We start from the raw sequence: 12690 nt of genomic DNA, 5'->3' as shown, positions 1-12690 counted from the left end.
AGGTGATTATTATGATTTTTTCGTTCCAGATAGAAATTGATATAATGAACTCTAATCAAACTTACAATCTTGTTTCAAAAGATAAAGAGATGGTGAAAGTTAGTAATTTTGAAAGATAGCGAAGTTTCAATGTATTTCGCTTATTGTAATGAATGATGAAGCATATCTTGGTATAATTGACTATGAGTGTTAACATTTTGTTATATATGGATAAATGAGGGATTTGAATTGGCGTTAAATTTATTGTTACATAAAAAAAATGATATAAAAAATGATAATTTAATCGTACTGATACATGGACTTGGTGCATCTGATAATACATGGAAACAGGATGGTATTTCATGGATAGATCTATTTTTAACTGATGATACATTTAAAAATGTAGATGTAGCGGAAATAACTTATGATACATTCCATTTAGCAAACGGATTATTGGCTCTAATGGGAATTAAAAAACTTAAACTAGGTAAATTTAAAAGTTTTTCTGTTGGAAAAGGTCCTTTTACTACTATTGAAACTTTGGCTAGGGAATTAAAAAGAGAAATTGACTCGAAAAAAATTAAGCAATATAAAAATGTATTATTAATCGGTCATAGTATGGGTGGATTAGTAGCTATAAGATATATTCTCGAGGAACTTGAACATAATCAAACTCATAATGTAAAAGGTATGATTAGTTTAGCTACACCATATAATGGTTCTTCATTTGCTTTATATAATCAATTAATAAAGAGTATAAACAAGCATGCTCAAATTCCATCTTTAGAGCCTAATAGCAGTTTTTTAGATGAAACGATAAGATTATGGCAAAAGCATTTAGAAACAATTAATTTAGATTTTAAATTTTTCTTTGGAACAGAGGATACTATTGTGCCAGAAAACAGCGCCATTCCACATATTGTCAGATCGAAATGGACAGGAGGAATTCCTCTTCCAGGAGATCATAGTGGGATCTTAAAAGTAGAAAATCATAGTTCTATAAGTTACAGACATGTTAGTGAAGCAGTAAATGAGATTTTTGAAAGAGATATTGTATTAAAAAAAAAATAATAGATGAGCAAAGAAAGCTAACTTTAGCAAAATCTATTTCACGACTTAAGGCAAATGGTTTGGATAAAGAACAAGCTTTATATTTTTTAGAGAATAAACACTATAATTTTGAATATTTAAAGCCAACTGACGAAAAACGATTAGTAGTAATAGAAGGTGAGTTTGGACTAGGTAAATCTTTTGCTATTGATAAGATTTATTTAGATTTGTTATTAAGAGCAGAGAATGAATTTGATTTTCCTATTCCGATAAGTATAAATGCAGCACAATTAGACATTGACGTTCAAAAGTATCTAGAAAAAATAGTTCTTGATAAATCAAAAAGATACTGGATTATAGTAGATGGAATGGATGAAGTATCAGTATCAATCGCATCAAATATATTAGAAAATATGCGTATTGCTATTGAAAGATGGGATAATCTCTGCATAATCCTTACAAGCAGACCATTAAGTATTTTTGCTAATATCTCTGAAAAGATAAGAATGAAAGGTTTGAATGAAGATGAAGCATTAGAGATAGTAAATTTTATCAATAATCAGCAAAAACTTTATCATTTTTACAATCTACCTAAAGACATAGAAGTAGTAATTCAACGTCCTCTTTTCGCGATTTTACTTGGATTATATTTAAGAAAAACAAATAATATAATCCCAAATACCAGTGGCTAACTACTAGCATACTTAATAGAAAACGCCTTTAAAAATGTAGAAATAAATGAATCAAATACAAATCAGTTACTAATGAATTTAGCTATGATAAGTACTAGCAGTGGAAATGTTCCTGTTAAAAAGACTGAAATAGGTGACATTGTCGAAGTTAGGAGTCTCTTAAACAGTGGTTTGATTATTGAAGAAAATGGTTACATATCATTTGTTCTTCCGATATTGAATCAATGGTTTGCTGCTAAGTCGTTATCCGAAAATATGATAAATATTAATCACATAATTGAAAAGGGTACTTTAGATTACTGGAAATATCCTCTTATTATTCTAATTACCATATTTAAGGAGGATACTATTGACAATATTCTTCGCGAAATTGTAGAAAAGGTACCAGGTTTTGCTTCAGTACTAATAGAGGAAAGTATAAAAAAATGGGGAATTCATAATGATATAACCTCTTTATCAACACAAGAATGTGGAGAAAAAATTAGAATGACCATGAGTTCTTGGATAAAATCTTTAGGCATCTTAGCTGATATTATTGCACCAGTGGATATGAATCGAACTATCCTACCTATTGGAATAATGAAAGATGACGAATGGTTATATATATCTTGGTATAGGGGAAGAAAAAAACTGCCTGAAATCAATATCCTAGATGGAAATAAGATTGAATATGACTGGCTAAGTTATAAAGGAGCTAGACCAGGTGATAGATCAAGTTGGTATTGGAGATGGACATTCGAGGAATTAAGGGGTAAATTAACAAAAATAATTAAAAATAAGGCATTGCCCATCTGTACAGAGATAATTTATAAAGAATTAATGTGGAGCACTTCCTTAAAAATAGTCAGGAAAGGCTCTTTATACACCAAAAGTATCAGTATAAATGAAATAAAATCTAGAATTGAAAAAGAATATCAGAATATTTCAGATATAAATGTAAATAAAAAACGAGTTCCAATGTCATTGTATAAGGATTACATTGCAAATTTAGAGATTAAAGGTATTAATGTTGTAGAATGTCCGATACCTGGGGAGGATATTGAAAATCCTAAAGACAATTGGGTATGGAGTGCCTACTCCGATGAACAGCTATATATAAGAACTGTAAAAATTTATAAAGAAGTGATTATTGGATATAAAGAGATTGTTGAAACATTCTTCCCATTATTAAAAAATAGGTTAAGGAAGTTTGTACTTTATCCTTTTACTCTAAAAGGAGATTTACAAGCACCTAAAGAAACAGATGGATTCTCTGCGGGTCCGGGATTAAATTGGCACTTAGAACCTTTGCCATCAGATTATAAAGATTTTATTTTAGATATCCAATTTACAAAAGAAGATTCAGATGATTTTCATCTTGATGATAATATTATCTATGAAATTGGTAAAAAAATTAAAGAATATCGTCGAGATGATTGTATGTGGTTAAGTGTGACTCGTACTGGTCAAGTATTAGATATATTCGAGGATACACCAATAACTGACATTATTTATAAATGGCTAGAGCAAGACTTGAAATCAATAAATTGGGTTGATTAGTATTATATAGAGAGTTAATTAAAATCCTAAAATTTACACCCAAATTTAAAGTTACACATTTTGATTATTTTATCATTTGTGTAGCTTTTTTGAATTATTTTTGCCCCAAAAGTTGCTCTTCCTCCTGCATAGCCACCTTTATATTCTTTGTAGTTCTGTAGCTAATATATTATTTCTAATAGAAAACAAAATATTTTTTCCGATTAAATATGAAAAAATAATTAGTATTTATCTATTAAAATGACCGTTCCTGATAATTATGAAGAAAACAATAAAAAAATAGGCGCTTTAGCAAGATTGCATTCCGAAAGATTATGAAAAATAACATATTGATGGAATTTAGTATAAGTATAAAGAAGTTATAATCTAAAAAATTTAAAAGGTGGACCTTAATATGCCAGTATATAGCATTTTTAATAATACTAAAGTGAAAGTAACTCCAACGGAAGCAGCAATAGATGTTGCAGCCGCTTATATAGGAAATAAAACGCTAACCATCTTACCTAGTTTTAACGGACAAGACTATAAAGGTGATACAATCACTCTCTTTATAGTAGGTGGAAGTTATAAAGGACATGAATATTTACCTGAATCGGGTATTACCAAAATACAAATAAGATATAAATATAATTTAAACGTATTCTTATGTAAATTAAGAGAATACTTCAAGGTCAATATTCTTCATGAAGACATAGTTGATTCACTTTCAGATATCAAAATTAGTTAAATGTAACAATTAAAATGGCATTCAAAAATCTCTCGGCTTGATAGGTACATTATTCAACCGAGAGATTTTTAATATTTAGAAAATGTATTTTATTTTCTACACTTAATAAATAAAGTACATTATTTATTAAGTGTAGAACTATCATAACAACCAAAGATAATTTCTTAGATAAAAACTTATTAATAAGAAATTGAAATTCCTTTTTATTCCTTGTGTTTTCTATTGTTGAACAAGGTTCTTTAATTAATAATCTTTTTCTTTCTTCAAGTAACAATCCTACATCTTTGTCTTCCTCTTTTTTTAGTAAAGCTGCATATTAATGTTAATTCAAAACAAATAGATGAACTATTATATGTTATTCGATTGGAAAATATTCTAAGAAGGTATCGATGAGGTTTTTGAGGTCGGTGGAAGTATTGGTTGCATCATATTGGTTTTTTAGATGGAGTAACAAATCATAGTCGTTCAATTATATCCCTCCTTTCATATTAATCTTTCTATTTCATAAGTATATAATCCTACTAGTTCACAATTTATTCAAAAAAAGTTTAATTTTTGGTACACTCTCTTCACTTTTTCCCTATAACTCTTTAGATGTTTAATATTAACCGTTTGTCCTAATAGAAGTTAAGATTGCAAGTATCTAATTATAGGGCTGAAATTACTCGAACATTTTCCGGTTATATATAAAGGACAGTTAACTATAATAAAGTCACGAACGAAGTAATCTATTTACTTAGAAAGTTCAAAGTGAAAGGAGATAATAAAATGAAGAAAAAAGAAGTAATTAACCAATTAGAAAATTTCTTAAATGAGGTAAACAGAAGAAAGGAAGATCAACTTTTAAAAAAGTTGTATGATAAGCAAATTCTTGATGAATTATCTTCAGATGTTCTTTATATTAAGGTCATCTTAGAAGGAAGTTCAAATAACGAAATTCTTCTCAGCGAAATGGAAGAATTACAAATTCATTTTGACCATATGAAAGAACTTGTTGAATCAGATCTCTTTAGTCCACTCTATCATTTAATGATAGGTTTAGAGTTCTTTTAGAATAAAAGATCCGTTTAACTGGACTGTGTTAGAAAGATTCCCACTCTTTGGGGTAGCGTCAGGAAAATGCGGATTTACAACGATAAGCCTATTTTCCTGACGAATTCTCTATTTTTAACAACGTTAAGAAAGTTTCAATGGTCTTAAAGAATCTAACGAAACTTTTTTATCGGAATTAAAATGGTATTCTCCTAATAAATTAATATGTTCCCAACCTAGAGGTGACATATGGTGCAATAATTCTTCATTTAAACTATCTGACCGTTTTTGATATTCAACTGCTTTTGTTAGATGTAAAGTATTCCAGATACTGATGGCATTGATGATTATGTTTAAGGCACTGGCTCTTTGCAATTGATGCTGTATGGTTCGTTCCCTAAGCTCTCCTTGCTTTCCGAAGAAAATAGCTCGTGCCAGTCCATTCATAGATTCTCCTTTATTCAATCCTCTTTGTATTTTTCTTCTTAAAGATTCATCTGAAATATAATTAAGAATAAAGATAGTTTTTTCTATTCGTCCCATCTCACGTAAGGCTGTAGCTAGGCTGTTTTGTCTTGAATAAGAACCTAATTTCCCCATAATAAGGGATGCTGAAACTGTTCCTTCTCGTATAGAATGAGCTAATCGCAAAACATCCTCATAATTTTCTTTAATGACCTTTGTATTTATTTGTCCACGTAAAATGGCTTCTAATTTTGGATATTCACTTGCTTTATCTATTGTAAATAATTTCGAATCTGATAAATCTCTTATTCTTGGAGCAAAATTAAATCCTAATAAATGAGTCAGTCCAAATATTTGGTCTGTATAACCGGCTGTGTCTGTATAATGCTCTTCTATGTTTAGATCCGTCTCATGGTGCAACAAACCATCTAAAACATGAATCGCATCCCTTGAATTAGTATGAATAATCTTGGTGTAGTAAGAAGAGAATTGATCACTAGTAAAACGATAGATGGTTGCTCCTTTTCCGGTTCCATAATGTGGATTTGCATCTGCATGTAGTGATGAAACACCTAGCTGCATTCTCATACCATCCGATGAGGATGTTGTACCGTCGCCCCAATAGGAAGACAATTGTAATTTATGATGAAAATTTACTAATATGGCTTGTGCTTTATTCATGGCATCTTCATACATGCGCCATTGAGATACATTGGCTAGTTGCTTATATGTAAGTCCGGGTGTTGCTTCAGCCATCTTACTCAAACCAATATTCATTCCCATTCCTAAAAGGGCTGCCATAATAATAATCGTTTCTTCTTTATCCGGTTTTCGATTATTGGAAGCATGAGTGAATTGTTCATGAAATCCTGTTATATAAGCAACATCCATGAGTAAATCGGTTAATTTTATTCTTGGGAGCATCTGATACAGGCTCGCACTAAATTTTTTTGCTTCTTCCGGAACATCTTTTTCCAAGCGTGCAATTGATATCTTTCCTTTTTCAAGAGAAACTCCGTCCAACTTAACGGAATTGGCAGCTAACCACTTTAACCTTTCATTAAGACTTTTGGTTCTCTCCGTCATATAATCTTCGAATGATAAACTAACTGATAATCTCGTATTCTCCTTCGCTTCATTCCATGTATCTTCTGAAAATAAATATTCCTCAAAATCTCTATATTGCCTGCTACCAACAATGGAAACATCTCCTGCCCGAACATGCTCCCGAAGTTCCGTTAAAACAGCCATTTCATAGTAATGACGATTAATTGTTGTACCATCATCCTCGTATAAATGCCTTTTCCAACGTTTTGAAATAAAATCCACTGGTGAGTCATCAGGTACTTTTCGCTTTCCAGATTCATTCATTCCTCGGATAATCTCTACAGCTTGTAAAAGTGGCTCATTTGCCTTTGTAGAATGAAAGTCTAATACTCTTAATAGCGTCGGCGTATATTTTCTAAGTGAATAAAAGCGTTTTTGCAGTAAGTCTAAATAATCATAGTCAGCAGGACGTGCAAGCTCCTGAGCTTCTTCTACAGAAGAAACAAAAGAATTCCATTCAATAACAGATTCCAAAACCTCAAAAACATCTAGTTTATCCTTTTTTGCTTTGATTAAAGCCTGTCCGATGTTCGTAAAGTGTATTACCTTCTCATTTAGCTTTTTACCGTTTTGTTTCTGAATTTCTTCTTGCGCCTTACGGCCTTTTGATAACAGACTTAGTATTTGTCTGTCATGAATTTCAAATGCCTTATCCGTTAACTCCTGAGTAAGATGTAATAAATAGACGGTTAATATCGAATATCGTTTATTTTCTTGAAAGTCACGGAATGCATAAGGCTCATATCTTGAACCTAAGCGAGATAGCTGTAACAGGCGATTGCGATGCAAATGACTAATTTGTACCGTTTCTAACTCCATTCCTCGTATGTATTCGAGTCGTTCTATTACTTTTAGAAATGTTTCGGGTGAAGGATGACCTGGTGGTTCCTTTAACCAACCCAATATCGTTTTATTGGATTCGGATGGATGCTGCGAAGTAATGACCTCTTCCAGCTTTTCTTTTTGCTTTTTTGTTAGAGATTGATTAACCATGTTAAATAGCTTCTTTTCAGCCATCGCCCTTGCCTCCCACACCATTCTCTCAAGTGTGGTGAAAGCAGGTAATATGATTTTATTTCTTCTTAGAAAATCTATGCATTCATGTAGTAAATGTATGGCATCACCATTTTCCAAAGCTACTTGATGAAGATGCTTAAATGTCATTCGATATTCTTTTAGAGTAAAAGTTACAAAGTCGTATTCACTTCGAATTTCTTTCAAATGATCCCAAAGTGTATTTTCTCTTTGAGGATAAAGACTAATCGTGGATGGTGTGGCACCGATTTGTTTCGATATATAATGTATGACGGAATCTGGGATGCTTTTGATATGAGTGTATGGCCATCCGGGATACCGAAGAACGGCCAATTGAACTGCGAACCCTAAACGATTTTCTTCTCTCCTTCGCCTATTTATAATTTCTAAATCTCGTTTGGAAAAAGTGTAGTAGGTTCCCAATACCCATTCATCTTCAGGGATTTGCATTAAAGCAAGTCTCTGATCTGGTGTAAGTAATTCTCTACCTCTCGCAATTTTCATATAGTCTCATCCCATTTCTGTAATTTTTCAGTTAATTAGTTTAATTATATATCAATAGAGTGTACTCTATTGATACAAGTATAGTAGACTGATAAAATCATAGTTAAGAGTGTCTCATAAGACTTGTCTCAAAAACGAGGTGAAATTTTGCAGAAAATCGGTTATATACGCGTCAGTTCGACTAGCCAAAATCCTTCAAGGCAATTTCAGCAATTGAACGAAATTGGAATGGATATTATTTATGAAGAAAAAATTTCAGGAGCCACAAAGGATCGTGAACAACTTCAAAAAATGTTAGAGGATTTACAGGAAGGTGACGTTATTTATGTTACAGATTTAACTCGGATCACTCGAAGTACGCAAGATTTATTTGAATTGATTGATTTAATACGAAATAAAAAGGCAAGCTTAAAATCACTTAAGGATACATGGCTAGATTTATCAGAAGATAATCCATACAGCCAATTCTTAATTACGGTAATGGCTGGTGTTAACCAATTAGAGCGAGACCTTATTCGTTTGCGTCAGCGTGAAGGAATTGAGCTCGCAAAGAAAGAAGGGAAGTTTAAAGGACGGTTAAAGAAATATCATAAAAATCACGCAGGAATGAATTATGCAGTAAAGCTATATAAAGAAGGAAATATGACTGTAAATCAAATTTGTGAAATTACAAATGTATCTAGGGCTTCATTATATAGAAAGCTGTCAGAAGTGAACAATTAGTCACTCCTTATTCCATATAAGGCCCCGATTGTGGAGTATCTCTAATTACGTAGTAGACTAAATACTGCGCAATAAATAATGTCTTAAATTAAGTTATTGCAAGAAAGATAGCAGAAATAAAAAGAGATAAACAGCTATCCATTATTAATGGTTTTTCTTTTTCCACCGTGGTTTGCGGTGTTTTTTTATAAATAAAAAGACCCTATACCTCTTCGGAAAATCTAACGATTGCAGCAAACATTTTGGCTAAAGCATATCCTTCCTAGTTTCATTATTAACTTTATATATCATTTAATCTTCTCAGCTTGGTTAATAATAAAATACATTAAATTTTTCAAACTATATTTTTCCACTTAGCAAACCACTTTACAAATTAAATCATATATTATACAATTCAACTATTCAATCAATAAGTTGAATAGATTAGAGGTGATTATATGGAACCTAGAGAATTTAAAGATCTTGTTTACAGTCAATTTGCTCGAATTAGTAAAGCTCTATCTAGTCCTAAGCGCTTTGAGTTATTAGATTATTTATCTCAAGGACCAAAAACAGTGGAGAGGTTATCCAAAGAAGCAAAGATGTCTGTAGCAAATACATCAAAACACCTTCAGGCACTACTAGAGGCTAGATTAGTTAAATTTAGTAAGGATAAAAACTTTGTATTCTACTCTTTAACAGATGATAACGTAATTGAACTCCTGCATTCGATTAAAAATTTAGCCGAAATGCAGTTTAGTGATATTACACACGTAAGAAAAGGTTATATAGGAAGAGATGAAAGGATTAAAATGGTTCATCTTAAAGATATGTTGAAAGAGATACAAAATGGTGAGGCTGTTCTAATTGATGTTAGACCAGAAGATGAATATAAAAATCAACATATTACGGGAGCTCTATCGATACCTGTTGAAGATCTAGAGGAGCATATTTCTTCTCTTCCAAAAGATAAAAAAATAATTGCTTATTGTCGTGGACCTTATTGTGCTTTTGCAACACAAGCAGTAGAAACATTAAACTCCCTTGGATACGAAGCTTATCGCATGGAAGAAGGGGTTCATGAGTGGAAACAATCTGATTATATTCATTAATTTTAAGGAGGAATTAAAAATGTTATTTCGTCAATATTTACACACTAATCCAGTAGCAGCATCATATTTTTTTGGGTGTGGAAGTCAATCACAAGGAGTGGTGGTAGACCCACTAGAAGATCAAGTTGATTTTTATGTAGAAGAAGCTGAAAAGTTAGGCATGAATATTGTTTATGTAATTGATACACATCTTCATGCTGACCATGTATCAGGTGCAAGAAAATTAGCTGAGAAAACAGGTGCAAAATATGTCCTTCATTCTTCAGCAGAAACAAGCTTTAACTTTACTCCAGTAGAAGACGGGGATGAATTATTAGCTGGAAATACACTATTAAAGTTCTTGCATACCCCAGGTCATACACCAGAGCACATTTCTATCGTGGTTTCTGATAAACGTCGAGCTGATGAACCTTGGTTTGTCTTAACAGGTCATACGTTAATGGTTGGAGATGCAGGTAGAACTGAATTGGCTGTATCTATTGAAGAAGGGGCAAAAGATTTGTATCAAAGCTTAAAAAAGATCACTCAATTAGAAGACCATGTTGAAATTTATCCTGGAGCGTTTTCAGGATCAGTTTGTGGACGTGGTTTAAGTGGGAAACCTTCTTCAACCATTGGATTTGAAAAACGTCACAATGAAGCAATGAGATTTGATAACGAGAAGGAATTTGTTGATTTTATGACAACGAACGTACCACCACAACCAGAAGGTTTTAAAGAGATGAGAAAAACAAATCAAGGAAAATAATAAAGTGGAGAACCTCTATTTGGTTCTCCCTTTTTGGAGGTGAATGGTTTGAGTAAAGTACAAATTGGAATTAAAGAAAATTTAATAAATTTCATACTTCTAGTTGTTACGAACTTCTTTGTTGGTTCAATGGTTGGTTTAGAAAGAACCATTCTCCCGATTATTGGTGAAGAAGATTTTGGTTTGGCATCGGCTAGTGCGGCATTATCTTTTATTATTAGTTTTGGATTTTCAAAGGCTATTGTGAATTATTTTGCAGGTGCTATCGCAGACCGATTAGGAAGAAAGAAAGTCCTTCTTATCGGTTGGAGTATCGGCTTATTAGTTCCTTTGCTGGTTATATTTGCGACCTCATGGTGGATGATTGTAGTTGCAAATATTTTCTTAGGTATCAACCAAGGATTATCTTGGTCCATGACCGTAAATATGAAAATTGATTTATCGAAACCTACTCAAAGAGGTTTTGCTGTAGGGTTAAATGAATTTGCAGGGTATATAGGAGTAGCTGTAATGGCTGGTGTCTCTGGTTTTGTTGCAACAAATTTTTCTAACCGCCCCGAACCATTTTATTTAGGTATTATTATTGTGGTAATCGGTTTTATCTTATCATTACTTGTAAGAGATACAGAAGAACATATAAAGCTTCAAACAAAATCATCCAATAATGGTCCGACTTTATCTGCAAAAGAAGTGTTCAAAATAACTACGTTTAAGAATAAAAGTTTATCTAGCATCACTTTTGCAGGATTAAGCACAAACCTTAAAGATGGTATGGCTTGGGGACTCTTCCCATTATTCTTTACAGGTGTTGGCTTAACCGTATCAGAAATTGGAGTGTTAGTTGCGATTTATCCAGCTTCATGGGGATTTTTCCAACTGTTTACCGGAGCGTTAAGTGATAAGATCGGACGAAAGTGGTTCATTGTTGGTGGAATGTGGCTTCAAGCTCTTTCTCTGTGGATGATTTTATTTGTAAACGAATATAGCCTATGGTTCATAGCAGCTATTCTTCTAGGACTAGGAACCGCAATGGTATATCCAACCTTACAAGCTTCAATTAGTGATATAGCACAACCAGAATGGAGAGCCTCATCAATGGGAGTTTATCGTTTTTGGAGAGATAGTGGATATGCATTTGGAGCATTATTTGCAGGATTTATTGCAGATATGCTTAATATTAGTTGGGCAATTGGTTTAGTTGCTCTATTACCTCTAATTGCAGGAATCATAACAGCAGTTCGAATGAATGAAACATTAATAAGGTAGGAACAGAGTATTGAATCAATATAAAAGATTTATTGAAAAATCCTACTCAATGTACGACAAAGACCAAACTTAAGGCTTGTAGTATCTTATTACTCATTTTATAATTAATATATACCATTACGGGTATACGTATATAATGGAAGGGGGGATGATTCTGTCTCATCGAACTGATCCAAATAGAGCATATAGGCTCTTTGATCCAAAGAGAAAAAAGCTTATAACACCCAATAAGGCATTGGAATTATTAGAACTTGAAGAGTTTGAAAATGTCGCTGATCTAGGTGCGGGTAACGGCTATTTTACACTTTCACTAACGAAAAAATCTAAGATGGTTTATGCTGTAGATATTGAACCCAGGATGTTGAAATTATTAATGGAACGTGCAGAAAAGGAGAACATAAGTAATATCAGGTATGTTGAAAGTAATCTTGAGGATATAAAATTGGAAAAGAATATTGTAGATAGATAAAGCGTTAATAGCTTTTGTCATACATGAAGTGCCTGATATAAAAGCTGCACTCGGAGAAATTCGTAGGATTATAAAGCCAGGTGGAATGTTTGTATTGTTAGAATGGGAAGCGGTGGAATCAGAGATAGGACCTTCAATAGAACAGAAAGTACCGTCTATAACCATGAAAAAGTTATTAGAACAAAACGGCTTTCATCCAAAACTTGTGCATTTAAATCAATCAATTTATGCAATAATTGCTAAAAACATTAAATTTTAAGGAG

At 32.4% G+C, this 12690-nt stretch carries 12 protein-coding genes; 11 read left to right on the top strand and 1 reads right to left on the bottom strand.

What is annotated here, in order from left to right; all coding sequences use genetic code 11:
• The first annotated feature begins 228 nt into the window (after positions 1-228).
• The 5 genes from F9279_RS08730 (at position 229) to F9279_RS08710 (ending at position 5040) form a co-directional block, all read left to right on the top strand.
• The gene (locus F9279_RS08730; RefSeq protein ID WP_047945083.1) at positions 229-1050 is read left to right on the top strand and encodes an alpha/beta fold hydrolase; all 822 of its coding nucleotides are present in this window, start codon (positions 229-231) and stop codon (positions 1048-1050) included.
• 59 nt (positions 1051-1109) lie between these two features.
• Positions 1110-1721: a hypothetical protein gene (locus F9279_RS08725; RefSeq protein WP_047945082.1), complete on the top strand. Its 612-nt coding sequence runs from the start codon at positions 1110-1112 to the stop codon at positions 1719-1721.
• Positions 1722-1793: 72 nt separating this feature from the next.
• A complete protein-coding gene (locus F9279_RS08720; protein ID WP_109769258.1) occupies positions 1794-3260 on the top strand; it encodes a hypothetical protein in 1467 nt (488 codons plus the stop codon).
• Positions 3261-3654: 394 nt separating this feature from the next.
• Complete coding sequence (locus F9279_RS08715; protein WP_016204923.1) at positions 3655-3987, top strand: hypothetical protein; 333 nt, start codon at positions 3655-3657, stop codon at positions 3985-3987.
• A 768-nt stretch (positions 3988-4755) separates the two neighbouring features.
• The gene (locus F9279_RS08710) at positions 4756-5040 is read left to right on the top strand and encodes a hypothetical protein (protein ID WP_016204921.1); all 285 of its coding nucleotides are present in this window, start codon (positions 4756-4758) and stop codon (positions 5038-5040) included.
• Positions 5041-5163: 123 nt separating this feature from the next.
• Here the strand turns inward: F9279_RS08710 and F9279_RS08705 are convergent, their stop codons facing one another.
• Positions 5164-8130 carry a Tn3 family transposase gene (locus F9279_RS08705; RefSeq protein ID WP_152112362.1) on the bottom strand — a complete coding sequence of 989 codons (2967 nt, stop codon included), beginning with the start codon at positions 8128-8130 and terminating at the stop codon, positions 5164-5166.
• A gap of 147 nt (positions 8131-8277) precedes the next feature.
• Between F9279_RS08705 and F9279_RS08700 the strand changes: the two genes are divergently transcribed.
• The 6 genes from F9279_RS08700 to F9279_RS25945 all read left to right on the top strand — a co-directional run bounded on the left by F9279_RS08700 (position 8278) and on the right by F9279_RS25945 (position 12686).
• On the top strand, positions 8278-8853 hold the full coding sequence (locus F9279_RS08700; protein ID WP_016204422.1) for a recombinase family protein: 576 nt from the start codon (positions 8278-8280) through the stop codon (positions 8851-8853).
• Between the two features lie 437 nt (positions 8854-9290).
• Entirely contained in the window at positions 9291-9944 is a 654-nt protein-coding gene (locus F9279_RS08695) for an ArsR/SmtB family transcription factor (RefSeq protein ID WP_016204421.1), read from the top strand.
• Between the two features lie 19 nt (positions 9945-9963).
• Positions 9964-10692, top strand: coding sequence for an MBL fold metallo-hydrolase (locus tag F9279_RS08690; RefSeq protein ID WP_016204420.1), 729 nt, complete (start codon positions 9964-9966; stop codon positions 10690-10692).
• Positions 10693-10740: 48 nt separating this feature from the next.
• Positions 10741-11958, top strand: a complete 1218-nt coding sequence (locus F9279_RS08685; protein ID WP_016204419.1) for an MFS transporter — start codon at positions 10741-10743, stop codon at positions 11956-11958.
• A 136-nt stretch (positions 11959-12094) separates the two neighbouring features.
• Entirely contained in the window at positions 12095-12427 is a 333-nt protein-coding gene (locus F9279_RS25950) for a class I SAM-dependent methyltransferase (protein WP_250637168.1), read from the top strand.
• The gene (locus F9279_RS25945) at positions 12420-12686 is read left to right on the top strand and encodes a class I SAM-dependent methyltransferase (protein WP_142385655.1); all 267 of its coding nucleotides are present in this window, start codon (positions 12420-12422) and stop codon (positions 12684-12686) included. Before F9279_RS25950 ends, F9279_RS25945 begins: the two co-directional genes overlap by 8 nt.
• The last annotated feature ends 4 nt before the right edge of the window (positions 12687-12690 follow it).

The organism is Bacillus sp. B1-b2 (genome assembly GCF_009183415.1).
Taxonomy (GTDB): Bacteria; Bacillota; Bacilli; order Bacillales; family Cytobacillaceae; genus Niallia.
Note: the sequence above shows the minus strand (reverse complement) of the source record. Positions and strands in the feature narration are given on the sequence as shown.